At 70.5% G+C, this 24853-nt stretch carries 20 protein-coding genes; 2 read left to right on the forward strand and 18 right to left on the reverse strand.

Going from position 1 to position 24853, the window contains the following annotated elements; all coding sequences use genetic code 11:
- Positions 1-16 precede the first annotated feature (16 nt).
- Complete coding sequence (gene lspA, locus STRVI_RS33445; protein WP_014059997.1) at positions 17-604, reverse strand: signal peptidase II; 588 nt, start codon at positions 602-604, stop codon at positions 17-19.
- Positions 605-675: 71 nt separating this feature from the next.
- Positions 676-1512 carry a TraR/DksA family transcriptional regulator gene (locus STRVI_RS33450; RefSeq protein WP_014059998.1) on the reverse strand — a complete coding sequence of 279 codons (837 nt, stop codon included), beginning with the start codon at positions 1510-1512 and terminating at the stop codon, positions 676-678.
- Positions 1513-2110: 598 nt separating this feature from the next.
- Between STRVI_RS33450 and ileS the strand changes: the two genes are divergently transcribed.
- Positions 2111-5248, forward strand: coding sequence for an isoleucine--tRNA ligase (gene ileS / locus STRVI_RS33455; protein ID WP_014059999.1), 3138 nt, complete (start codon positions 2111-2113; stop codon positions 5246-5248).
- A 262-nt stretch (positions 5249-5510) separates the two neighbouring features.
- Here the strand turns inward: ileS and STRVI_RS33460 are convergent, their stop codons facing one another.
- The 16 genes from STRVI_RS33460 to rsmH form a co-directional block, all read right to left on the reverse strand.
- Positions 5511-6782, reverse strand: coding sequence for a DivIVA domain-containing protein (locus STRVI_RS33460; protein ID WP_014060000.1), 1272 nt, complete (start codon positions 6780-6782; stop codon positions 5511-5513).
- Between the two features lie 49 nt (positions 6783-6831).
- Positions 6832-7128 (reverse strand): YggT family protein, encoded by a 297-nt coding sequence (locus tag STRVI_RS33465; protein ID WP_014060001.1) that lies wholly within the window; start codon positions 7126-7128, stop codon positions 6832-6834.
- An 82-nt stretch (positions 7129-7210) separates the two neighbouring features.
- Positions 7211-7831, reverse strand: coding sequence for a cell division protein SepF (locus tag STRVI_RS33470; protein ID WP_014060002.1), 621 nt, complete (start codon positions 7829-7831; stop codon positions 7211-7213).
- A 123-nt stretch (positions 7832-7954) separates the two neighbouring features.
- Positions 7955-8674: a YggS family pyridoxal phosphate-dependent enzyme gene (locus STRVI_RS33475; RefSeq protein WP_014060003.1), complete on the reverse strand. Its 720-nt coding sequence runs from the start codon at positions 8672-8674 to the stop codon at positions 7955-7957.
- Between the two features lie 3 nt (positions 8675-8677).
- Positions 8678-9418 (reverse strand): peptidoglycan editing factor PgeF, encoded by a 741-nt coding sequence (gene pgeF / locus STRVI_RS33480; RefSeq protein ID WP_014060004.1) that lies wholly within the window; start codon positions 9416-9418, stop codon positions 8678-8680.
- Between the two features lie 43 nt (positions 9419-9461).
- A complete protein-coding gene (gene ftsZ, locus STRVI_RS33485) occupies positions 9462-10697 on the reverse strand; it encodes a cell division protein FtsZ (RefSeq protein WP_014060005.1) in 1236 nt (411 codons plus the stop codon).
- A gap of 276 nt (positions 10698-10973) precedes the next feature.
- Entirely contained in the window at positions 10974-11771 is a 798-nt protein-coding gene (locus tag STRVI_RS33490) for a cell division protein FtsQ/DivIB (protein WP_014060006.1), read from the reverse strand.
- Positions 11772-11784: 13 nt separating this feature from the next.
- Positions 11785-12879 carry an undecaprenyldiphospho-muramoylpentapeptide beta-N-acetylglucosaminyltransferase gene (gene murG, locus STRVI_RS33495; RefSeq protein ID WP_014060007.1) on the reverse strand — a complete coding sequence of 365 codons (1095 nt, stop codon included), beginning with the start codon at positions 12877-12879 and terminating at the stop codon, positions 11785-11787.
- Positions 12880-12885: 6 nt separating this feature from the next.
- Positions 12886-14337, reverse strand: coding sequence for a putative lipid II flippase FtsW (gene ftsW / locus STRVI_RS33500; RefSeq protein WP_014060008.1), 1452 nt, complete (start codon positions 14335-14337; stop codon positions 12886-12888).
- A gap of 56 nt (positions 14338-14393) precedes the next feature.
- Positions 14394-15845, reverse strand: a complete 1452-nt coding sequence (murD, locus tag STRVI_RS33505) for a UDP-N-acetylmuramoyl-L-alanine--D-glutamate ligase (protein WP_014060009.1) — start codon at positions 15843-15845, stop codon at positions 14394-14396.
- Positions 15842-16909, reverse strand: a complete 1068-nt coding sequence (mraY, locus tag STRVI_RS33510; RefSeq protein ID WP_043240667.1) for a phospho-N-acetylmuramoyl-pentapeptide-transferase — start codon at positions 16907-16909, stop codon at positions 15842-15844. The genes murD and mraY overlap by 4 nt, the downstream gene beginning before the upstream one ends.
- Positions 16906-18345 (reverse strand): UDP-N-acetylmuramoyl-tripeptide--D-alanyl-D-alanine ligase, encoded by a 1440-nt coding sequence (locus STRVI_RS33515; protein ID WP_014060011.1) that lies wholly within the window; start codon positions 18343-18345, stop codon positions 16906-16908. Before STRVI_RS33515 ends, mraY begins: the two co-directional genes overlap by 4 nt.
- A 62-nt stretch (positions 18346-18407) precedes the next feature.
- A complete protein-coding gene (locus tag STRVI_RS33520; protein WP_014060012.1) occupies positions 18408-20168 on the reverse strand; it encodes a UDP-N-acetylmuramoyl-L-alanyl-D-glutamate--2,6-diaminopimelate ligase in 1761 nt (586 codons plus the stop codon).
- A gap of 12 nt (positions 20169-20180) precedes the next feature.
- Positions 20181-22184, reverse strand: coding sequence for a peptidoglycan D,D-transpeptidase FtsI family protein (locus tag STRVI_RS33525; protein ID WP_014060013.1), 2004 nt, complete (start codon positions 22182-22184; stop codon positions 20181-20183).
- A gap of 103 nt (positions 22185-22287) precedes the next feature.
- Positions 22288-22863, reverse strand: coding sequence for an FtsB family cell division protein (locus tag STRVI_RS55105; protein WP_014060014.1), 576 nt, complete (start codon positions 22861-22863; stop codon positions 22288-22290).
- Complete coding sequence (rsmH, locus tag STRVI_RS33535) at positions 22860-23822, reverse strand: 16S rRNA (cytosine(1402)-N(4))-methyltransferase RsmH (RefSeq protein WP_043236941.1); 963 nt, start codon at positions 23820-23822, stop codon at positions 22860-22862. Before rsmH ends, STRVI_RS55105 begins: the two co-directional genes overlap by 4 nt.
- Before the next feature lie 408 nt (positions 23823-24230).
- On the opposite strand from rsmH, the gene STRVI_RS33540 reads away from it, so the two are divergent.
- Positions 24231-24785 (forward strand): beta-class carbonic anhydrase, encoded by a 555-nt coding sequence (locus STRVI_RS33540; protein WP_014060016.1) that lies wholly within the window; start codon positions 24231-24233, stop codon positions 24783-24785.
- Positions 24786-24853: the final 68 nt, after the last annotated feature.

Consider the following 24853-nt stretch of genomic DNA (forward strand, 5'->3'; position numbering starts at 1 on the left):
GGCCGCCGGGCCATGGTCAATCCTTGTGGACCGTGCCGTCCGGGTCCAGACCGCGGAAGGACAGGATCACGATCAGGAAGCCGCCGCACACGATGGCCGAGTCGGCGAGGTTGAAGACCGCGAAGTGGGAGGGCGCGATGAAGTCCACGACCGCCCCCTGGAAGTCCCCGGGCGCCCGGAAGATCCGGTCGGTGAGATTGCCGAGGGCCCCGCCGAGCAGCAGACCGAGCGCGATGGCCCAGGGCAGGCTGTGGAGCTTGCGGGCCAGCCGCGCGATCACCACGATGACGCCGACCGCGATCACCGTGAAGACGATGGTCATGGCCTCGCCGAAGCCGAAGGCCGCCCCCCGGTTGCGGATCACCTCGAACTGCAGCCAGGTGCCGATCACCTCGACCGGAGCGTGGTGCTCCAGCTTCGCGACCACGGCCAGCTTGCTGACCAGATCGATCAGATAGGCCAGCGCCGCGACCGTAACAAGCACGCCGACGCGCCGCTTCCCTCTGCCCGCCGCGGCCTCGTCGGCTCCGGCAGCGCTGGTCCCGGCACCCTCCTCTGCCTTCCCCGCGTCCGGCGTACCGATGGCCTGCTCCGCCTCTGTCACGTGAGTCCCTCAACTCGTCCGGGCCAGTCTCCCCCTGTGAGGGACGAGGGTACGGCACATGCGTACGGGCGTCAGCGCCGCTCCTGGCGCTGCTTGCACTCGACGCACAGCGTGGCCCTGGGGAACGCCTGCATCCGGGCCTTGCCGATCGCATTGCCGCAGTTCTCGCACAGCCCGTACGTGCCGGTGTCCAGCCGGTCCAGGGCCCGCTCGGTCTGCAGCAGCATCTCGCGGGCGTTTCCGGCCAGGGCCATCTCATGCTCGCGGGTGATGTTCTTGGTGCCGGTGTCGGCCTGGTCGTCACCGGCGCCGTCACCGGAGTCGCGCATCAGCCCGGTGATCGCCTGCTCGGAGGCGAGGATCTCGGCGCGCAGCCGGCCGGCCTCGGTCAGCAGCCCGGCGCGCGCCTCGTCCACCTCCTCGGCGGACCAGGGGTCCTCGCCCGGGCGGACCGCGAGCTCGCTGGGGTCGACGGGCGCGCCCGCCGCACGGGCCTTGGGCAAGGGGGGTGCGGTCGTCGTGGCCTTCTTGTCGGTCGGCGCACCACCCGGAGTCTTCTTCGCAACCACTTTCCTGGCTCCCGTCTTCTTCGCGGGCACCGCCTTGTCGGCGGGCGCGGCCTTCCTGGCCGTGGTCTTACCGGCCGTGGCCCCGGCCACGGCCTCCTCGGCCACGCCCTCCTCGGTCGGCGCGACCGTCTTGGCGGATGCGTGCTTCCTGGTGGGCGTCTCCGAGTTCTTCCCCGGGGCGCTCTTCTTGGCCGCCTTGGCGACGCCTTGCGCGGCGGCTCCGGCGGGCGCCGCGGTCTTGTTGTTGACGGCCTTCTTGCCCGAGGCGCTCTTCTTGCCGGGCGCGGCCTTCGTCGCCTTCGCCGTGCTCTTCTGCACGGCGGTCTTTCTCGCCACCATGGCCGCGGCCCCTTCACATATTGTGATCTTGCGCGCGAATCGTTCCGGAACGATAAATCGACTCCGGGCGGGCGGCAACGGGGCACGCCGCCCGATTCGCCCGGCTTGCCCGTGCGACAACCCGGTCCCCACCTTTGTGCCCCACTCCACGTCCGGTAATCCGTCCGGATTCCGGTACCGTCCGGTGACCCAGCGTGACGACCGCGACCACGGCACCCGGCGCAACGCCATTCGGGTCAATCCCCGGAGCCGGCCGTCCCCCACTCGGCGCAGTGCCGTATTCGGTCGGCCCCGGCCCCCTCGGCCCCGTACACTGGGGCGCAGCGAGAGGCGTGGATGGGGACGAGTAGCGTCGTAGGCGGCCCAGAGCGACCCGGGGACGGTGTGAGCCCGGGGGCGAGCGCGATGTGAAGGATCACCCCGGAGCCGCCGGAAGAACGCCCGCACTGGGTCAGTAGAACCGGCATCGCGATCCCAATGAGGGGGCCGGGAGCCGACCAGCTACCGGTCAAGGAGGGTGGTACCGCGGGAGCGCACGGCTCTCGTCCCTCCGACGGAAACGGAAGAGCACGTGTCCGCCGGAGGAAGAAGAGCCCCGATGACGCCGCAGTACCGCCAGGTGCCCGCCCAGGTCGACCTGCCCGCCCTCGAGCACGCCGTGCTCGACTTCTGGCGGGAGAACAAGATCTTCGCCCGTAGCCTCGAGCAGTCCGAGGGACGGCCCGAGTGGGTCTTCTACGAGGGCCCCCCGACCGCGAACGGCATGCCGGGCGCCCACCACATCGAGGCCCGCGTCTTCAAGGACGTCTTCCCGCGCTTCCGCACCATGCGGGGCTACCACGTCGACCGTAAGGCGGGCTGGGACTGCCATGGCCTGCCGGTGGAGCTGGCGGTCGAGAAGGAGCTGGGCTTCAACGGCAAGAAGGACATCGAGGCGTACGGCATCGCCGAGTTCAACGCCAAGTGCCGGGAGTCCGTCACCCGGCACACCGACGCCTTCGCCGAGCTCACCACGCGGATGGGCTTCTGGACCGACCTCGACGGCGCGTACTGGACCATGAACCCCGGCTATATCGAGTCGGTGTGGTGGTCCCTGAAGGAGATCTTCAACAAGGGGCTGCTGGTCCAGGACCACCGGGTCGCCCCCTGGTGCCCGCGCTGCGGCACCGGGCTGTCCGACCACGAGCTGGCCCAGGGCTATGAGACGGTCGTCGACCCCTCGGTCTTCGTCCGCTTCCCGCTGACCTCGGGCCCGCTGGCGGGCGAGGCGGCGCTGCTGGTGTGGACGACCACGCCGTGGACCCTGGTCTCCAACACCGCCGTGGCCGCGCATCCGGAGGTGCGCTATGTGGTCGCCACCAACGGCGAGGAGAAGCTGGTCGTCGCCGAGCCGCTGGTCGGGAAGGCGCTCGGCGAGGGCTGGGCCGTCACCGGGGAGTCCTTCACCGGGGCCGAGATGGAGCGCTGGACCTATCGGCGCCCCTTCGAGCTGGTGGAGATCCCCGACGCGCACTTCGTCGTCAACGCCGAGTATGTGACGACCGAGGACGGCACCGGTCTGGTCCACCAGTCCCCCGCCTTCGGCGAGGACGACCTGCTGACCTGCCGTGCCTACGGTCTGCCGGTGGTCAACCCGGTCCGCCCGGACGGCACCTTCGAGGAAGGACTGGACCTGATCGGCGGCCAGTTCTTCAAGAAGGCCGACGAGGCGCTCACGGCGGACTTGAAGGAGCGCGGGCTGCTGTTCCGGCATGTCCCGTACGAGCACAGCTACCCGCACTGCTGGCGCTGCCACACCGCGCTGCTCTACTACGCCCAGCCGTCCTGGTACATCCGCACCACCGCGATCAAGGACGCGCTGCTGCGGGAGAACGAGAACACCAACTGGTATCCCGAATCGGTCAAGACCGGTCGCTATGGCGACTGGCTCAATAACAACATCGACTGGGCGCTGTCGCGCAATCGCTACTGGGGCACTCCACTGCCCATCTGGCGCTGCGCCGAGTCCCATCTCACCTGCGTCGGCTCCCTCGCCGAGCTCTCCGAGCTGACCGGCACCGACCAGAGCGGTCTTGACCCGCACCGCCCGTACATCGACGACATCACCTTCACCTGCACCGCCGACGGCTGCTCGCTGACGGCCGAGCGGGTGCCCGAGGTCATCGACGCCTGGTACGACTCGGGCTCGATGCCGTTCGCGCAGTACGGCTACCCGTACCGGAACAAGGAGCTCTTCGAGAGCCGCTACCCGGCGCAGTTCATCTCCGAGGCCATCGACCAGACCCGCGGCTGGTTCTACACGCTGATGGCGGTCGGCACGCTCGTCTTCGACAAGTCCTCGTACGAGAACGTGGTCTGCCTCGGTCACATCCTGGCCGAGGACGGCCGCAAGATGTCCAAGCACCTGGGCAACATCCTTCAGCCGATCCCGCTGATGGATCAGCACGGCGCCGACGCGGTCCGCTGGTTCATGGCCGCGGGCGGCTCGCCGTGGGCGGCCCGGCGGGTGGGCCACGGCACCATCCAGGAGGTCGTGCGCAAGACGCTGCTCACCTACTGGAACACGGTCGCCTTCCAGGCGCTGTACGCCCGCACCTCGGGCTGGGCGCCGTCCGCGGCCGACCCGGCCCCGGCCGAGCGGCCGCTGCTGGACCGCTGGCTGCTGGGCGAGCTGGGCACGCTCACCGAGCAGGTCACCGAGGCCCTGGAGGCGTACGACACCCAGCGCGCCGGAAAGCTGCTGTCGGCCTTCGTCGACGATCTGTCCAACTGGTACGTGCGCCGCTCCCGCCGCCGCTTCTGGCAGGGCGACGCCGCCGCGCTGCGCACCCTGCACGATGTCATCGAGACGGTCACCCGGCTGATGGCGCCCCTGGTGCCCTTCATCACCGAGCGGGTCTGGCAGGACCTGGTCGTCCCGGTGGTCCCGGAGGCCCCCGCCTCCGTGCACCTGACCACCTGGCCGGAGCCGGACCGGTCGATGATCGACCCGGCCCTCTCGACGCAGATGGCCCTGGTGCGGCGCCTGGTGGAGCTGGGGCGCGCCACCCGCGCGGAGTCCGGTGTGAAGACGCGCCAGCCGCTCTCGCGCGCGCTGGTCGCGGCGGCCGGCTTCGAAACCCTCGGCGCCGAACTGCGCGCCCAGATCGAGGAGGAGCTGAACGTCTCCTCGCTCGCGTCGCTGAGCGAGGTCGGCGGCTCGCTGGTCGACACGACCGCGAAGGCCAACTTCCGCGCCCTGGGCAAGCGGTTCGGCAAGGGCACCCAGCCGGTCGCCAAGGCGATCGCGGAGGCGGACGCGGCCGCGCTGTCGGTCGCGCTGCGCGAGGGGAACGCGTCGGTCGTGGTGGACGGCGAGACGGTAGCCCTCTCCCCCGACGAGGTCATCATCACCGAGACCCCGCGCGAGGGCTGGTCGGTCGCCTCCGACGCGGGCGCCACGGTCGCCCTCGACCTGGAGATCACCCCGGAGCTGCGCCGCGCGGGTCTCGCCCGTGACGCGATCCGGCTGATCCAGGAGGCCCGTAAGAACAGCGGGCTGGACGTGGCCGACCGGATCGCGCTGCGGTGGGAGACGGCGGACGACGAGCTGCGGCAGGCGCTCACGGATCACGCGGGCCTGATCGCGGATGAGGTCCTCGCGACCGACTTCGCCACGGGCGAGGCCGACGCCGCATACGGCACCCCCTTCGAGGACGCCCCCCTGGGCCTGACGTTCCGCCTCCGCAAGGCGTAACGCTCCGGCGGGGGTTGTGTTCGCCTGCCCGTCCCTGACCCCGGACGCCCTCCGGGCGTGTCCTCAATCGCCGGACGGGCTGATATTCAGCCCGTCCGGCGATTGAGGACCGGGGTCCGGGGCGGAGCCCCGGTTACGGGAAGGGGCGGGTAGGGGAAAGCCCCCGGCAGTCCGCATGCACGGCAAAGGGCCGGGCCCCAGGAGTCTGCTCCTGGGGCCCGGCCCTTGCGATTGCCGAACGCTCCGCGCTAAACGGCCCGCGTCAGTTGTCGTCCTCGTCGATGAGGAAGCCCCGCATCGGGCTGGGCGCCTGCTGCATCGGCTGCGGACTCTGCGGCCGCACCGGTGCCATCGGCTGGGTCATCGCGGGAGACATCTGCTGCTGCCCACCGTACGACGGCGCTCCGCCGTTCGGGTTGTGGCCGCCCATGGTCTGGTTGCCACCCATGGTGTGGCCGCCCATCGAGCCGGCACCGGCCGAGGCCATGGAGCCGCTCATCGACGGGGACGGCGGCAGCGAGGCGGTCGCCGGGGTGCGCGGCGGGGCGAGCGAGTCGTCGGCCTGGTTCTCCAGCTGGCGCAGCTGGCTCTCCAGGTACGACTTCAGCCGCGTGCGGTACTCGCGCTCGAAGCCGCGCAGGTCCTCGACCTTGCGCTCGAGCGTGGCACGAGCGGACTCCAAGGAGCCCATCGCGACACGGTGCTTCTCCTGCGCGTCCCGCTCCAGCGCGTCGGCCTTGGCGCGGGCGTCCCGCTCCAGGCCCTCGGCGCGGCTACGGGCCTCGCCGACGATCTTGTTGGCCTCGGAACGGGCCTCCGCGATCGCCTGGTCGGCGGTCTGCTGCGCGAGCGAGAGCACGCGCGCGGCGCTGTCGCCGCCCGGGCCCTGACCCGGCTGCGGCAGCTGCGGGCCACCGGGGCCACCGGGACCGCCCATCGGGCCACCCATGGGACCGCCGGGACCCATGGGGCCGTTCTGGCCCATGGGGCCGTTCTGACCCATCGGACCGTTCTGACCCATGGGGCCGGGGCCACCCTGCTGCATCGGACCGGGGCCACCCTGCTGCATCGGACCGGGTCCGCCCTGCTGCATCGGACCGGGTCCGCCCTGCTGCATCGGTCCGGGGCCGCCCTGCTGCATCGGTCCGGGGCCGCCCTGCTGCATCGGTCCGGGGCCGTTCTGGCCCATCGGACCCGCCGGCAGCTGCGGGGCTCCGCCCGGGAGTTGGGGCGGACCACCCATCTGCTGCTGGCCGGGCGGCACCGGCTGCGGTCCGGATATGGCGGCGGGCACAGGTGCGCCGGGCCTCTCCTGCTGTTCGGGAGGCTTGCGCATACCTTGTTGCTGACTCTGGGCGGCGGCACGGGTCGCTGCGGCAAGCTTGGCGCGCAGGTCCTCGTTCTCCCGTGCCAGCCGGGTCAGTTCGGCTTCGACCTCGTCGAGGAAGGCATCGACCTCGTCCTCGTCATAGCCTTCTCGGAGGCGGACGGTCGTGAACTGCTTGTTCCGCACGTCCTCGGGGGTCAACGGCATCTCTACTTCACCTCAACGTAGTCGTCGGCAATCGGCAAGACCGTATCGTTCACACCCTGCTCGCAAAATTGCTCACGACGGTGATCAGGATCCAGACGATGATCATCAGCACGAAGAAGGACAGGTCGAGCGCCACACCCCCGAGACGCAGCGGCGGAATGAACCGCCGTAGCAGCTTGAGTGGCGGATCGGTGACAGTGTAGGTGGCCTCGAGGATGACCACCATCGCCCTACCGGGTTGCCACGAGCGCGCGAACTGGAAGACATAGTCCATCACGAGCCTGAAGATCAGCACGATCAGGTAGCAGTAGAGCGCGATGTAGATCACCTGTAGTGCGATGCCCATCCCGCGCGTCCCTCTCCCCTGGTTCGTACCCGGCCTTTCGGCCTCGGATGACTCGGTGTTGCCGGTTTGCCGTTTTTGCGTCTCAGCTCTGGTTGAAGAACCCGCCCTCTGCGATACGGGCCTTGTCCTCCGCCGTGACATCGACGTTAGCAGGAGACAACAGGAACACCTTCTGCGTCACCCGCTCAATGCTCCCATGGAGACCGAACACCAGACCGGCGGCAAAGTCGACAAGTCGCTTCGCATCCGTGTCGTCCATCTCCGTCAGATTCATGATCACGGGAGTGCCCTCACGGAAGTGTTCCCCGATAGTACGGGCCTCGTTGTAGGTCCGGGGGTGCAGTGTGGTGATGCGGTACGGCTCCCGCTCGGACACAACCTTGGGCATGATCACTGGCGCGTTCTTCTCCAAGTTCTGACGTTCAGGTGTGATGGACGCCACGGGGGCAATTCGCGCGGGTCGCCCGGTTTCCACCGCAAGAGGAGCCGGTTCGCGTTGTGCGGGAGGGTGGACGACTCGCACAGATTCGCCCCTTTCCGGCCGCGGTTCGGTCTCCACCACCTGATGCCGCCGACGGTCCCGTTCCCGTTCGGGCTCCGGCTCGGGCTCGAAGTCGTCGTCGGGGTCGAATCCCCGGCCGTCGTACCCATCGTCCTCCACGAGGCCGAGGTAGACCGCCATCTTGCGCATCGCGCCGGCCATTCTCTGCGTCCTCCGCTCTGTGGTGGATCGGCTCCGCCACCGGATGCCATGGATCCACGTGGCCAGCCCGCCTTTTGACGGGAATGACCATATTTTCTGCTGTGGTCCGACTTCTTCGCGACGTTACCGGAGGCTGGGTCGGACTCCGAGTACCGCAGTGCCGACGCGCACATGTGTCGCTCCCGCCGCCACGGCTTCCTCGAGGTCCGAGCTCATCCCCGCCGAGACCATGTTCGCAGCCGGATGAGCCACGCGCAGGCGGGATGAGATTTCCATCAGCCGGTCGAACGCCGCCCGCGGCCGCCCCTCGTAGGGGCCCGTCAGCGGGGCGACGGTCATCAGTCCGTCGAGCCGGAGTCCTTCGGCCTCGGCCACGGACTCCGCGAGCCGTTCCACTCCGCCCGGTCCCACGCCCCCGCGCGCTCCCCGTTCATCGGAGTCCGCGTCGAGCGCGACCTGAATCAAGACGCCCATCTCCCGGGCGGCCCCCACAGCCGCACGGGAGAGCGCGTCGACCAATCGCTTACGATCGACAGATTGCACCACATCGGCATAACTGGATACGGAACGCACCTTATTGGTCTGCAATTGCCCGACAAAGTGCCAGATCAACGGCAGATCCGCGCATTCCGCGGCTTTGGGGGCGGCTTCCTGATCGCGGTTTTCGGCGACATGCCGTACGCCGAGTTCCGCGAGCAAACGGACATCGCTCGCCGGATAGGTCTTGGTGACCACGATCAGGGTCACCTCTTCGCGCTTGCGACCGGCCTCGGCACAGGCGGCAGAGATACGTTCCGTCACCCGGCCGAGATTCGCGGCCAGTTCCGCCTTACGATCCGTCACAGCTCAGCCGCCCAACCAGACGTAGCTCGCGAGCCGCCCCGTGGTGTGCTCGCGCCGGTACGAGAAGTGGTCCGCCGACTCCAGGGTGCAGATGTGAGATTGTCCATCCTTCTCGTCCATCCACACACCCGCGCGGGCCAGTTGGGCCCGCACACCGGCCGCCACATCCACCGCCGGGGTACCCCACCGGGTCTCGGCCCACGCCTCCGGCACGCTCTGCGCGACATCGGCGCGCATCTCCGCGGGAACCTCGTAGCAGCGACCGCAGACCGCGGGGCCGGTGCGGGCGACGATCCGGGCGGTCTCGGCGCCCTGTTCTGTCATCGCCTCGACCACCGCCGGGACCACTCCGGCGACCAGTCCCGGCCGGCCCGCGTGGGCGGCGCCGACGACCCCGGCCACCGGATCGGCCAGCAGCACCGGGGTGCAATCGGCGGTGAGGACGGCCAGGGCGAGCCCCGGACGCCGCGTCACCACTGCGTCCACCGCCGGAATCTCGTCGTCCGACCACGGTCCGTCGACCACCGCGACGTCCCGGCCGTGCACCTGGTTCATCCATACGACGGCCGCCGGGTCCAGGCCCATCGCCTTGGCGGCCAGTTCGCGGTTGGTCCGTACGGCCTGGGGGTCGTCGCCGACCGCCCCGCCGAGATTGAGCTCGTCATACGGAGCGGCGCTCACCCCGCCCCACCGGTCGGTGAAGGCGAAGTGCGCGCCGCTCGCGTCGTGCTGTTGCGCTATCACGTCTGATTCACTTCAAAGTCGCCGTCTAGCCATGCCGGACGGCTCACTTCAGGAAGTCCGGGACGTCCAGCTCCTCGGCCTGGCTCTCCGGGTACGGACGGGCCGGCGGGACCTGGGGGTGCGGGGTGGGCACCGGGGGCGGCGGCACCTCGGCGACCGGGGCCGGGTCCGCCGGGGCGGACTCCTCGTCACGCGAGGTGACGCTGCCGAGCCCGCCGAAGGACGGGCGGCCGTTCTCCTGGCCGGACGGGCGGCTCGAGGAGCTGCCGGAGCCCTCCTCGCGGCTGCCGCCGTAGGAACCCAGCACCTTGTCGCGGTTCTTGGGGGGCGGCTGACCGCCGTCGAAGCCCGCCGCGATCACGGTGACCCGGACCTCGTCGCCGAGCGCGTCGTCGATCACCGCACCGAAGATGATGTTGGCCTCGGGGTGGGCGGCCTCGCTCACGAGCTGGGCCGCCTCGTTGATCTCGAACAGACCGAGGTCGGAACCGCCGGAGATGGAGAGCAGCACGCCCCGGGCGCCGTCGATGGACGCCTCCAGCAGCGGCGAGGAGATCGCCATCTCGGCCGCGGCCACCGCGCGGTCGTCACCACGGGCCGAGCCGATGCCCATGAGCGCCGATCCGGCCTCGGACATCACGGACTTGACGTCCGCGAAGTCGAGGTTGATCAGACCCGGGGTAGTGATCAGATCGGTGATGCCCTGAACACCCGACAGCAGCACCTGGTCGGCCGACTTGAACGCGTCGAGCACGCTCACCTGACGGTCCGAAATGGACAGCAGCCGGTCGTTCGGGATCACGATGAGGGTGTCGACCTCGTCCCGCAGACCCGCGATGCCGTCCTCGGCCTGATTGGCGCGGCGGCGGCCCTCGAAGGTGAACGGGCGGGTGACCACACCGATCGTCAGGGCACCGAGCGTGCGCGCGATATTGGCGACCACCGGCGCACCGCCGGTGCCCGTGCCACCGCCCTCACCCGCGGTCACGAAGACCATGTCGGCCCCCTTGAGGACCTCCTCGATCTCCTCACGGTGGTCCTCGGCGGCCTTACGGCCGACATCCGGGTTGGCGCCGGCTCCAAGGCCCCGGGTGAGCTCACGACCGACGTCCAGTTTGACGTCCGCGTCACTCATCAGCAGGGCCTGTGCATCGGTGTTGATCGCGATGAACTCGACGCCCTTGAGCCCGACCTCGATCATCCGGTTGATGGCATTCACGCCACCGCCGCCGATGCCGACGACCTTGATGACTGCGAGGTAGTTCTGCGGTGCTGCCACGTCGAAGGCCTCTCGCCTCGAGTTACGTGTCGCCACCCCGCCGTTGCCGCGGTGCGCCGACTGATGCCGAATGGGACGGTTCCGATTGCCGACCCCAACCCTAACGCTGAAGTTTAGGGTTACCAGTGCCTCTGTTTCCCGGACTCTTCGGAACAGGACACTAAGTCGACAAGTGGCGCGCGTTCAATGAACACGCCGAACCTCCCGCTTTTCTTTTCACCCTATGTGATCACCCAGTGGGCTAGCCAACCAGGGTGCTGGCCTGCCGGTATCAGGTCAACTGCGAGACACCGCGGGGGCGCTCGGCGCACTGACGTCGAAGTGGTCGGCGTCCGGCTGCGCTTTCAGCAGTGCGGTGAGCGTCTTCGCCTTCGCTTCGCCTCGCTCTCCGCTCCCCCAGGAGATCGTACGGCCTCCGGTCAGCTCCAGGGTGATCGAATCGTACGAGCGGACCCGGAGGGAACGGGTGTCCTGGCGGACCTTCTCGGGGAGTTGGGTGACCACCCGGACCGCCTCGCGGCGCAGTCCGGCGGGGCCGAAATGGCGCGAACTCGGCGACCGGTCCGGCTCCATTTCCAGCACCGGAACCCCCTTCGGACGCTTGCTCACGGTCGAGAACCGGACTCCCGCGGCGTCCACTTCATGGAACTTCCCGCCCTCTTCGACAATGGCTTCGGGCCTGCGTTCCGTCACTACCAGACTGATGGTGTGCGGCCATGACCGGGATACGTCCACTTTTGCAATCCGCGGCAGTCGCTCGCGCAACCGGTGTTCGATCGCCGCCGTGTCCACCGCGACCATCGGGGTGTTCAACGGAACATCGGCGGCCGAGCGCACCTCCTCGGCGGTGAGGACGGTGGTGCCGGCGACCCGCACCCGCTCGGCCCGCAGCCAGCTCGAGCCGTACAGCAGCCAGACGGCGCCGGCGCCGAGCAGGGTCACCGCCACCGCCGTCACCAGCAGGGGGCGGCGGCCGGGCAGCCGGAACCGGCGGCGCGCCCGGAGGAAGCGGGGGGGCGGGCCGGACGGAGTCGTCCCTCGTGCGCCGCGCTCGGCGGGCGACGGTCCGGCCACGCTCCCTGCCTTCTCACGCCTGGCGGCGTGCGCTGATCGCCTCGTACACCATGCCGACCAGCAGCTCGTCGGCGTCCCTGCGGCCGAACTCGGCGGCCCGGCGGGACATCTCGTACAGCCGGTGCGGGTCGCCGAGCACCGGCAGCACATTGCCCTGCACCCACTCGGGGCTCAGCTCGGCGTCGTCGACCAGCAGTCCGCCGCCCTCCTTGACCAGCGGCTGGGCGTTGAGCCGCTGTTCGCCGTTGCCGACCGGCAGGGGGACGTAGGCGGCCGGGAGCCCGACGGCGGACAGTTCGGCGACGGTCATCGCGCCCGCGCGGCAGAGCATCATGTCGGCCGCGGCATACGCGAGGTCCATCCGATCCAGGTACGATACCGGGATATATGGCGGCATTCCGGGCATGTTGTCCACATGCGGCAATTCGTTTTTCGGACCGACCGCGTGCAGCACCTGGATCCCGGCGCGCTGCAGGTACGGCGCCACCGCCTGGACCACCTCGTTGAGCCGGCGCGCGCCCTGCGATCCGCCGGAGACCAGCAGCGTCGGCAGGTTCTGGTCGAGCCCGAAGGCCGCGCGGGCCTCGGGGCGGACCGCGGCCCGGTCGAGGGTGGCGATGGAGCGGCGCAGCGGGATGCCGACGTAGCGCGCGTTGCGGAGCTTGCTGTCGGGGGTGGAGACCGCCACGTACTTGGCGTAGCGCGAGCCGATCTTGTTGGCGAGCCCGGGGCGGGCGTTGGCCTCGTGGACGACGATCGGCACTCCGAGCCGCTTGGCCGCCAGGTATCCGGGCAGCGCCACATAGCCGCCGAAGCCGACGACACAGTCGGCCTTGGTGCGCTCCAGGATCTGCTCGGCGGCCTTGATCGTGCCGCGCAGCCGCCCGGGGACGGTGATCAGCTCCGGGGTGGGCTTACGCGGCAGCGGTACGGCCGGGATGAGCCCGAGTTCATAACCACGCTCCGGTACGAGCCGGGTCTCGAGCCCACGCTCCGTTCCGAGCGCCGTGATCCCCACGGTCGGGTCCTGCCTCCGCAGGGCGTCCGCGAGGGCGAGCGCGGGCTCGATGTGGCCGGCGGTCCCCCCACCGGCGAGTACGACATGCACCGAAATTCACCGCTCTCCGGACGGCCGCCTCTTGACGGGCCGTCGCATCGTCTTCCGTCTCACCCGAGCCAGCTTCTTCCGCAAAGCAGGCTGCCGCATGGCCAGCGCCGCTCGCGCACCGGGCTCAGCCCGTGCGAAGGCGATCAGCAGGCCGACGGCGAACATGGTCGGCAGCAGGGCGGACCCTCCGTAGGAGAACAGCGGGAGCGGAACCCCGGCGATCGGCAGCAGACCGAGCACCGCACCGATATTGACCACGGCCTGGGCCGTGATCCAGGTGGTCACGCCTCCCGCGGCGTACCTCACGAAGGGGTCCTCCGTGCGTCCGGCCACGCGGATACCCGCATAGCCTAGAGCCGCGAAGAGAACGAGAACCGACAGCGTCCCCGCCAGTCCGAGTTCCTCCCCGGTAATGGCGAAGATGAAGTCAGTATGCGGTTCGGGTAGTTCGCCCCATTTCTCCATGCTTGCCCCGAGTCCGGATCCGAACCAGCCGCCGTTGGCGAGCGCGTAGATCCCGTGGACAGCCTGCCAGCACTGATCGTGCGCACCGGGCTCGGTGGCGCCGATACAGGCGAGCCGGGACATCCGGTTGGCGCTGGTCTTGATGAGCAGCATGCCGATGGCCCCGGCGAAGGCGAGGACGCCCACGAAGAGCCGGGTGGGGGCGCCCGCCAGCCAAAGCAGGCCGAAAAGGATCGCCGTGAGAATGATCGCGGTGCCCATGTCCCCGCCCAGCATGATCAGGCCGAGCAGCATGCCGGTCGCGGGCACCAGCGGCACCAGCAGGTGCTTCCACTGGGCCAGCAGTCGCTTGTCCTGTTTGCGGGCGAGAAGATCGGCGCCCCACAGGACGAGCGCCAGCTTGCCGAACTCACTGGGCTGGAGCAGGAACGGGCCGCCGAAGGAGATCCAGTTCTGGTTGCCGTTGACCGCGATGCCCATGCCCGGGACCTGCACCAGACACATCAGGAAGACCGAGACCGCGAGCAGCGGATAGGCGAAGGCGCGGTGCAGTTTGATGGGCATCCGCACGGCGAGCAGCATCAGCGAGCCGCCGAGCGCGGCGGCGAAGAGCTGTTTGCGGAAGAAGTACGACGGTGAGAGCCCGGACTGCAGCGCCTTGATCTGGGAGGCGGAGTAGACCATGACCAAGCCGAGCACGAGGATCAGCAGCGAGCCGCCGAGCAGCAGGTAGTACGCGGTCAGCGGACGGTCCCAGGCCCTCCGGAGGCGCTGCTGCAGCCCGCGCAGCGCGTCCAAGGCGTTTCCCCTCGACGGGCGGCGCCGAGGGCGGGAGGCGCCCGCTGTGCCGCGCGGGCGGGCCGGGGACGCCGCCCTGCCCTTCGCCCGTACGGCCTCCCGCAGCCGGGGGGCGCCGCCCGAGCGCGGCGCGGGGCGGCCGGTGCCGGGGCGGGCCGACCGGGAGCGCGGGGCGGCGGGCTGGTCAGGCGTCATGTTCTTATCCCCTCCGGTTTCCCCGCGCGGGCGGTCCTCGCCAGGGGACCGGCGGGCTACTGATCGTCCGGCACCCGGCCGGAGGCCAGGTCCCGAACCGCCGCGGCGAAGGCGTCGCCCCGCTTGTTGTAGTTGATGAACATGTCCATCGAGGCACAGGCCGGGGCCATCAGGACGGTATCGCCCGGCCGGGCGAGCCGCGCCGCTTCGCGCACAGCCGCCGCCATCGCCCCAGTGTCGGTCCGGTCGAGGTCCACGACCGGGACATCTGCTGCGTGTCGCGCGAGCGCTTCGCGGATCAGCGCACGGTCGGCGCCGATCAGCACGACGCCGCGCAGCCGCTCGGCCGCCGTAAGGACGAGCTCGTCGAAGGTGGCCCCCTTGGCGAGGCCGCCCGCGATCCACACGATGTGCTCATAGGCGCCCAACGACGCCTCCGCGGCATGGGTGTTGGTCGCCTTGGAGTCGTCGATATAGGCCACCCCGTCGACGTCCGCCACATGCTCCACCCGGTGCGGATCCGGCCGGAAAGCGCGCAGCCCGTCCCGTACGGCCTTCGGCGGGACGCCGAAGGCGCGGGCCAGGGCCGCCGCCGCGAGGGCGTTGGCGATGTTGTGCGGGGCCGGCGGGTTCACATCGGAGACCTCGGCCAGCTCCTGCGCCTGCTTCTGCCGGTCCGCCACGAAGGCCCGGTCCACGAGGATGTTCTCCACGACGCCGAGCTGGGAGGGGCCGGGAGTGCCGAGGGTGAAGCCGATCGCCCGGCAGCCCTCCTCGACATCGGCCGCGCGCACCAGGTCCTCGGTGGCGGGGTCGGCCACGTTGTAGACGCAGGCCACCTGGTTGCCCTCGTAGATCCGCCCCTTGTCGGCCGCGTACGCCGCCATGGAGCCGTGCCAGTCGAGGTGGTCCGGGGCGAGGTTGAGCACCGCCCCGGAGTGGGCGCGCAGCGAGGGCGCCCAGTGGAGCTGGTAGCTGGAGAGCTCGACGGCCAGCACGTCGTACGGCTCGTCGCCCAGCACGATGTCCAGGAGCGAGACGCCGATGTTGCCGACGGCGGCGGTGCGCAGCCCGGCCGCCTCCAGGATGGCCGCCAGCATCCTTACCGTCGTCGTCTTGCCGTTGGTGCCGGTGACCGCGAGCCAGGGCGGGGCGTCCTCGCCGCGCAGCCGCCACGCCAGCTCCACATCGCCCCAGATGGGCACGTTCGCCTCGGCGGCGGCCAGGAAGAGCGGGCTGGTGGGCTTCCACCCGGGGGTGGTCACGATCAGCTCGGTGCCCTTCGGCAATGTCTCACCGTCCCCGAGGCGGACCGTGATGCCCAGCGGCTCCAGTTCGGCCGCCTGGGCGCGCTGCGCTTCGCCGTCGCTGCCGTTGACCACGGTCACCGAGGCCCCGAGGCCCCGCAGCGCACGCGCTGCGGGGACCCCGGAGACGCCGAGTCCGGCGACGGTGACCTGCCGTCCGGCGAGGTCGGACACGTCGAGGGCGACGGCGTCGGACGTCACGAGGCTCGCCACCCCGCGTAAAAGATGCCGAGGCCGACGATCACGCACATGCCCTGGATGATCCAGAACCGGACCACCACAAGGACTTCGCTCCACCCCTTGAGTTCGAAGTGATGCTGGAGTGGCGCCATCCGGAAGACCCGTCGCCCGGTCGTCCGGAAGGAGCCGACCTGGATGACCACGGACATGGTGATCAGCACGAACAGACCGCCGAGGAGGGCCACCAGCAGCTCCGTACGGGAGCAGATGGCCAGGCCCGCGAGCGCGCCGCCGAGCGCGAGCGAACCGGTGTCGCCCATGAAGATCTTGGCGGGTGAGGTGTTCCACCACAGGAAGCCGAAGCACGCGCCCATCAAGGCGGAGGCGACGACGGCCAGATCGAGCGGATCACGGACCTCGAAACAGGACGCCGGGTTGGTGAGCGTCTGCGCGTTGGCGCAGGACTCCTGGTACTGCCAGACGCCGATGAAGGTGTAGGCGCCGAAGACCATCACGGAGGCGCCGGTGGCCAGACCGTCGAGACCGTCGGTGAGGTTCACGCCGTTCGACATCGCCAGGATCATGAACAGCGCCCAGATCGCGAAGATCACCGGGCCGAAGGACCAGCCGAAGTCCTGGACGAAGGAGAGCCGGTCGGAGGCGGGGGTCTGCTGGCGCGCGTCGGCGAAGTTCAGCGCGAGGATCGCGAAGGCGATACCGACGATCAGCTGACCGGCCATCTTGGCCTTGGCCCGCAGGCCCAGGCTCCGCTGCTTGACGATCTTGATGTAGTCGTCGAGGAAGCCCACCAGGCCCATGCCGGCGAACAGGAAGAGCACCAGCACGCCCGAGAAGGTCGGCTGGCTGCCCGTGATCACCTTCGTCAGGGCGTAGGCGATCAGTGTGGCCAGGATGAAGGAGATACCGCCCATCGTGGGCGTGCCCTTCTTGCTGCCGTGCGTCCGCGGACCATCGTCCCGGATGTACTGGCCATAGCCCTTGCGGGCCAGCAGCTTGATCAGCAGCGGTGTGCCGATCAGGGTCAGAAAGAGCCCGATGGCTCCCGAGAAGAGGATCTGCCTCATGCCCATCGGCCGGAGACCTCACCCTCACCGTCGAGCAATGCCTGCGCAAGCCGCTCCAGGCCGACCGACCTGGATGCCTTCACCAACACGACGTCCCCCGGTCGCAGCTCGCTGCGCAGCAGATCGACCGCTGCCCGCACGTCGGACACGTGCACCGACTCCTCACCCCACGAACCCTCGTTCTTGGCGCCCATGTCCAGCCAGGCGGCCTCCTGGCCGCCGACCGCCACGAGCTTGCTGACGTTGAGCCGGACGGCCAGCCGCCCGACCGCGTCGTGCTCGGCCAGTGACTCCTCGCCCAGCTCGGCCATCTGGCCGAGCACCGCCCACGTGCGACGCCCCGGTGTGGCAGCGCCCATGGCGACCAGCGCGCGCAGCGCTGCTCGCATGGACTCGGGGTTCGCGTTGTAGGCGTCGTTGACGACCGTCACGCCGTCCGAGCGCTCGGTGACCTCCATCCGCCAGCGGGAGAGCTGCCCCGCCTCGGAGAGCGCCACGGCGATCTCGTCGACGGACATGCCCAACTCATGGGCGACGGCGGCCGCGGCGAGCGCGTTCGACACGTGGTGCTCACCGTACAGGCGCATGGTCACTTCGCTGCACCCGGTAGGGGTGTGAAGCGTGAAGGCGGGGCGGCCGCCGTCGGCGAGCCGGACATTCCCGGCACGCACATCGGCGTCCTCGGCCTCGCCGAACAGGACGGTACGGGCCTTGGTGCGCGACATCATGGCGCGCACCAGGGGGTCGTCGGCGTTGAGCACCGCCACCCCGCCCTCCTCGGCGGGGGGCAGGGCCTCCACGAGCTCGCCCTTGGCCTCGGCGATCTGCTCCCGGCCGCCGAACTCTCCGATATGGGCGGTGCCGACGTTGAGCACGAGTCCGATACGGGGCGGGGTGAGGGTGGCCAGATACCGGATGTGGCCCTTACCGCGGGCACCCATCTCCAGCACCAGGTGCAGGGTGGCCTCGTCGGCGCTCATCGCGGTGAGCGGCAGGCCGATCTCGTTGTTGAGCGAGCCCGGCGTCCATACGGTGGGGCCGCGGCGCTGGAGCAACTGGGCGATGAGGTCCTTGGTGCTGGTCTTGCCCGCGGAGCCGGTGAGCGCGACGACGGTGGCGTCCAGGCGCTCCACGACGGCGCGCGCGAGCGCTCCCATGGCGGCGATGACATCGGGCACGACGATCGCCGGTACGGGGGCGTCCGCGGTGCCGACGGGGCGGGCGGCCAGGACCGCCGTGGCCCCGGCCTCGATCGCCTTTCGGGCGAAGTCGTGGCCGTCCACACGCTCCCCGGGGAGCGCGGCGAAGAGGCTGCCGGGCCGCACTTCACGGGAGTCGATCACAACAGGGCCCGTGACCTTCAGGTCCGGGTCCGGTATGTCGTGCGGCTGTCCACCGACTAGGCCGGCGATCTCGGTGAGGGACAGTGCGATCACTGATCACCTCCGGCCGTGCGGGAGAGCTGCCTTGAGGGGGCTGGTGCGCGCATGGCGGTCTGTCATCCCTGGTCGTCTTGGTGATTGTCCCGGTGTTGTGAGCTCGCCTCGGGACGCGTGGCATCGCGCCTGTGGGCTCGCTCACTGAGCTCGATGGCTTCGCGGAGTACCTGGCGGTCGTCGAAGGCACGGATCACGCCGGCGATGTCCTGGCCCAGTTCGTGGCCCTTGCCGGCCACGATGACGGTGTCGCCCGGCTCGGCGCGGGCGACGGCGGCCGCGATGGCGTTGGCCCGGTCCTCCTCGACCAGCACATCGCCACGCTCGTGAGCGGGCACCTCGGCGGCGCCCGCGAGCATGGCGGCGAGGATCGCGAGCGGATCCTCGGAGCGCGGGTTGTCGGAGGTGAGGACGGCCGTGTCGGAGTACCGGGCCACCGCGGCGCCCATGGGGCCGCGCTTGAGCCGGTCGCGGTCCCCGCCGCAGCCGAGGACGGCGTGCAGCTTGCCGTCGGTCACCTTACGGAGGGCACGCAGCACCGACTCCACGGCGTCGGTCTTGTGGGCGTAGTCGACGACCGCGAGGTAGGGCTGGCCCACGTCGACCCGCTCCAGCCGGCCCGGTACGCCGGGGACGGCGGCGATACCGTCGGCGGCCGTCTGCGGGTCGATCCCGGCGACGGCGAGCGCGACGACGGCGGCGAGCGCGTTGGCCACGTTGAAGGGGCCCGGGAGGGGTGCGGCGGCCCTTACGGACTCACCGTTCGGGCCGACGGCGGTGAAGGTCGAGCCGAGCGGGCCGACCTCGACGTCCGCGGCGCGCCAGTGAGCGTCGGGGTGGCCCTCGGCGGAGAAGGTGGTGACGGGTACCTCGGACTGCTCGATCAGCCGCCGGCCGTACTCGTCGTCGTAGTTGATCACTCCGGCGCGGCTGCGGGCCTTGGTGAACAGCTGGGCCTTGGCCTGGAAGTAGTCCTCCATGCCGGAGTGGAACTCCATGTGCTCCGGGCTGAGGTTGTTGAAGACCGCGACATCGAAGACGCAGCCGTCGACGCGGCCGAGGACCAGGGCGTGGCTGGAGACCTCCATGACGACCGAGTGGACGTCGCGCTCCCGCATCACCGCGAACAGGGCCTGCAGATCGGTGGCCTCGGGGGTGGTGCGCTCGGACTTGATGCGCTCGTCGCCGATCCGCGTCTCCACGGTGCCGATGAGACCCGTAAGGCCGCCGTCGTGCTTCGCGGCGGCCTTGAGGCCGCCCTCGATGAGATACGCGGTCGTGGTCTTGCCGGAGGTGCCGGTGATGCCGATCTGCAGCAGGTCCGCACCCGGCTCGCCGTAGATCGTGGCGGCCAGCGCGCCCATCCGGCCGCGCGGGTTGTCCACCGCCAGGACCGGCAGTCCGGTGGCGGCGGCGCGCTCGGCGCCGGCCGGGTCGGTCAGCACCGCGACCGCGCCGAGGTCGGCGGCCTGAGCGGCGAAGTCCGCGCCGTGGAGGCGGGCGCCGGCCAGGGCGGCGTACACATCGCCGGGGCGTACGGCTCGCGAGTCATGGGTGATCCCGGTGACCGCGGCCCCCTCCGAGGCTTCGGGGGCATCGACGCCCAGCTGATCCGCCAGCTCCGCCAGCGGGATCGGGCGGACCTGGAGAGGGCGGGGCGCTCCCGGGTATTCCACAGAAACGTCCTTCTGAGGGGTTTGGGACTGATCAGCGTGGGGCACGGCGGTGAGCGTACCCGGGACACCCGCTCCCCCGCGAAATGAGGCGGGGAAGCGGGGCCGTACCGGACCGTGGTTCCCGGAGTCCGGCGTGATCGTCGTCACTGCTGGGTCCGCTCACTGGCCCGGGTTGTAGCTCACGGGGAGCCGTTTGGGCTGCTTCCCGGACGGCGGGACCTGCAGGGCCTTGAGGCCGAACTCCATGACCTTCTTGTAGACCGGTCCGCAGACCTGACCGCCGAAGTAGCTGCCCTTCGTCGGGTTCTGAACGGCACAGTAGACGGTCAGCCGCGGTTTGTCGGCCGGGGCGAAGCCGGCGAAGGACGCGGTGTAGCCGCGGTAGCGGCCGGTCTTGGGGTCCACCCGGTTGGAGGTGCCGGTCTTGCCCGCGACAAGATAGCCGGGGATCTTCGCCTTGGCGCCGGTGCCCTGCTGGTCGTCGACGACCGATTCGAGCATCTCGGCGAGCGTCTTCGCGGTCTCCTTACCGACGACACGGGTCTTCTGGGGGGCGGGCGCGGCCGTGTAGTCGCCGCCGGGCCCCTTGGCGCCGCGGACGAGGGTGGGCGCGATGCGCTCGCCGCCGTTGGCGATGGTGGAGTACACGGAGGCCGCCTGGACGGCGTTGAGCGACAGCCCCTGGCCGAAGGGGATGGTGTACTGCTGCGAGGCGCTCCAGTCCTGCGGCCGGGCCAGGATGCCCGAGGTCTCGCCGGGGAAGCCGAGCCCGGTGGGCCGGCCGATCCCGAACTTCCGCAGGTAGGAGTAGAGGATCTGGTTCTTCTGCTTCTTGGTCTTCCCTAGCTGCTCGGTGGCGAGGATCGTGCCGATGTTGCTGGACTTGGCGAGCACGCCGTTGAGCGTGAGGTACCAGGTGGCGTGGTCGATGTCGTCGGCGAAGGCCCGGTCGGCGCGCGGCAGCCGGTTGGGGACCACCACATGGGTGTCCCAGCGGGCCACACCCTCCTGGAGGACGGCGGCCATGGACATCAGCTTGCTGACGCTGCCGGGCTCGTAGGCGTCGGAGACCGCGGCGTTGCCCAGGTCGTCGGCTTCCGTGGTGGTGATGTCGCCGGGGTCGAAGCCGGGGGCGTTGGCCATCGCCAGGAGCTGTCCGGTGCGGGTGTCCTGGACGATGACATAGCCGCGGTCGGCCCCGGACTTGCGGACCTGGTCGGCGATGGCGCTCTGGGCGGCCCACTGGATGTCCCGGTCGATGGTCAGCTCGTAATCGCTGCCGGGGACCGCGGGCTGCTCCTTGAGGTCCCCGGTGGGCACCTGGTGGCCGCCGGACTGGGCGTAGACGCGCTTGCCGTCCTTGCCCGCGAGCTTCTTGTTGAGCTGCTGTTCGAGCCCGGCGGCGCCGCGGCCGTCGGCGCCCACGAATCCCAGTATCCCGGCGGCGAGATCCCCGTTCGGATAGACCCGCTTGCTGTGCGCCTCGCGATTGACCCCGGCCAGGACATTGGTGCCCTTGCCCTTGGACGCCGAGTCGTCCAGGGCGCTCTTCAGGTCCTTGATCTGGTTCCAGACCTGCGGGGACTGCTGCCGGGCGAGCACGACGTACTGCGACTTGGGGTTGCCGGTGAGCTTCTTCTCCAGGTCCGCTTCCTCCTTGCCGAGGATCGGCGCGAGGAGGGCCGCGGCCTGGCGCGGCGCGTCACGGGTCTTGGCCGTCTTGGGCGTGAGCAGGTCGGGGGCGGCGGTGATGTCGTACGCGTCCACCGTGGTCGCGAGGTCGACGCCGTTGCGGTCGGTGATGGAGCCGCGCTCGGCGGACAGCTTCACCGGGATGTAGCGGTTGACGTTGGCCTTGGCCGCGTAGGCGCTGGCGTCGACCGCCTGCACCTGCAGCAGCCGTACGACGAAGACCAGCATGACGAGGGTGAGGCCGAGGCTGATCAGCCGCAGCCGGGGGCGCGGGCTGCCCAGCCGCAGCGGCTGGGCACCGCCGGGGCGCGGGCGCTGGGCCGGACGGCCGGACGATCCTCCCTGGTGCTCACCGGGGCGTCCCTGGCGCTCGCCGGGGCGCCGCGCCGCGTCCTGGCGCGGGCGGCGGTCGCCGCGCGGACCGGCCGGGCCGGGCACGCCGCGGCGGCGGGGATCCTGGGGCGCGCTCACGCGACGGCCGCCCTCGGCTCGGCGGCCGCCCACCGCGCGCGGGCGGTGCTTCGCGCGGGCGGGCCGGGCTGGGCGCGGGTTGGGGATCGCGTCACCGTGTCACCTACTGAGGGGCCGGGGTGGACTGCGCGGAGGCGGAGGAGGTTGTGGAGAGGGCGGTGGGCAGCCCCCACGGGGTCACGGAGGCCGTGCCCGCCCCGGACGGGGTGGCGGTCGGCGGCGCGAGGACGGACGGGGTGGGCGACGCCCCGGACAGGGCGGGCGCCTGGGACGGCGTGGGGGCGAGCGCGGACGGCAGCACCGGGCCGGGGGCGCCGAGCACCGAGGGCTGCCCCGAGGCGGGGGCGGGCACCCCGCTGACCGAGCCGTCCGGGTTGAGGAAGGCGGGGCTGCCGCCGGGCACCATCCCCAGCTCCCGGGCGCGCCGCTCCAGCGCGGTGGGCGCGGAGAGCTGGTCGACGTCCTGCTGGAGCGCCTGGCGCTCGTCGGTGAGCTCCCCGGTCTGCTTCTCGAGCCTGCTGAGCTCGAACGACCCCTGGTTGAGGGAGGAGTTCAACAGCAGCAGCGCGATCAGGCCGGAGCCGAGCAGGACCACGACGAGCAGCACGAAGGGCGTGCGCCTGGCCGTGGCGCCCCCCGGCACCGGCCGGCCTTTCGGCCCCGTCTCCCTCGTGCTCATGGACCGACCTCTTCCCGGATGCGCTCCGCCCCCCGGAACCGGGCCGGGGCGGCCCGCCGGTTCTCGGCGATCTCCTCCTCGGTGGGCAGCTCCGCGCCGCGGGTGAGCAGCTTCAGCCGGGGCTGGTACTGCTCGGGGATGACCGGCAGCCCGGGGGGCGCCGTATTGCGGGCACCGGCCGCGAACACCTGCTTGACCAGGCGGTCTTCCAGCGAGTGATACGAGAGCACGGCGATCCGCCCGCCGACCGCGAGCGTCCCGACGGCCGCCGGAATGGCCCGCTCCAGGACCGCGAGCTCGCCGTTGACCTCGATCCGCAGCGCCTGGAAGGTGCGCTTGGCCGGATTGCCGCCGGTGCGCTTGGCGGCCTGCGGCAGCGCCGCGCGGATCAGCTCGACGAGCCGGGCGCTGTTGGTGAACGGCTCCTTGGCGCGCTCGCGCACCACGGCGTCCACGATCTTCTTGGCGAACTTCTCCTCGCCGTAGGCCCGCAGGATGCGTACCAGCTCGCCCGGCGGATAGGTGTTGAGCACCTCCGCCGCGCTGACTCCGGTGGTCTGGTCCATCCGCATGTCCAGCGGGGCGTCCTGGGCGTAGGCGAAACCGCGCTCGGCCTCGTCGAGCTGCATGGAGGACACGCCGAGGTCGAAGAGGATCCCCTGGACGCGCGGGACGCCGAGCCGGTCGAGGACCTCGGGCAGCTCGTCGTAGACCGCGTGGACCAGCGTGGCCCGATCGCCGTACGGGGCGAGCCGCTCACCGGCGAGTCGCAGCGCGGACGGGTCGCGATCGAGCGCGATGAGCCGGGCCTCGGGGAAGTCGCGCAACAGCGCCTCGCTGTGGCCGCCGAGGCCCAGAGTGCAGTCGACCACGACCGCGCCGGGCTGGGCGAGAGCGGGGGCCAGCATGTCCAGGCAGCGCTGGAGCATGACGGGAACATGGAGAGCGTTGCTGCTCATTGCGCTGCTGGTGCGCCCTTCTGAGGATCGGGCGAGGATGGTACGCACCTCCGGGTCCCCACCCGCTCTGAAGGGGAAGTGGCCTACTGGCGCCGGGGAAGTGACGTCAGGCGACCGGAGCGGGAGGAGGCCGAGGGGTACGTACGCACCGCGCTCACGCGAAATTCCGGGATCCGAGGGGAGCGTCACGCCTCCCACTTCGCGCCACTTTAGTCCACTCGTCCCTTCGGTCAACCAACCGGTCAGCGCGTCCCGCCCCGGGGGTGGATCACCTCCCCCAGGCACCACACCGAGGGGCACAGGGGGCTGTGGGGTGCCTCACATCACCCGCTCGGCCCACCCCGTTGCCCTCGTTTGCCCTACCTAAAGAGAAGACAAAATTCCCTGGTGAGAGGTAGCGTCGTCATCATGTCGATATCAGCGCCGCAGCCGAATCCGTCCACCGACCGCGACGCCCATACGGGAGACACGGTCACCGACCGCCTCGTGGAGGCCAACCGCACGTACGCCGAGAAGTTCACCGACCCCGGAATGGACGCGCGCCCCGTGCAGCGCGTCGCCGTCGTCGCATGCATGGACGCCCGTCTGGACCTGCACGAGGCACTCGGCCTGGAGCTGGGCGACTGCCACACCATCCGCAACGCCGGCGGTGTGGTCACCGACGACATCATCCGGTCCCTGACCATCAGCCAGCGCGCGCTCGGGACCCGCAGCGTCGTGCTCATCCACCACACCGGCTGCGGTCTGCTGAACCTCACCGAGGACTTCCGGCATGAGCTGGAGGCGGAGGTGGGCCAGCGTCCGTCGTGGGCGGTCGAGGCGTTCAAGGACCTCGACGCCGATGTCCGCCAGTCGATGCAGCGGGTGCGCACCTCGCCGTTCCTGGTGCACACCGACGACGTCCGCGGTTTCGTCTTCGATGTGACGACGGGTCTGCTGCGGGAGGTCACGCCGCGCACGTGACGGATGTTGAGGTTACTGAAGGGATTCAGCGCCCGAACTCGTACAAGCGTGACAAATAACCCCGGGTT

This window comes from Streptomyces violaceusniger Tu 4113, assembly GCF_000147815.2.
GTDB classification, from domain to species: Bacteria; Actinomycetota; Actinomycetes; order Streptomycetales; family Streptomycetaceae; genus Streptomyces; species Streptomyces violaceusniger_A.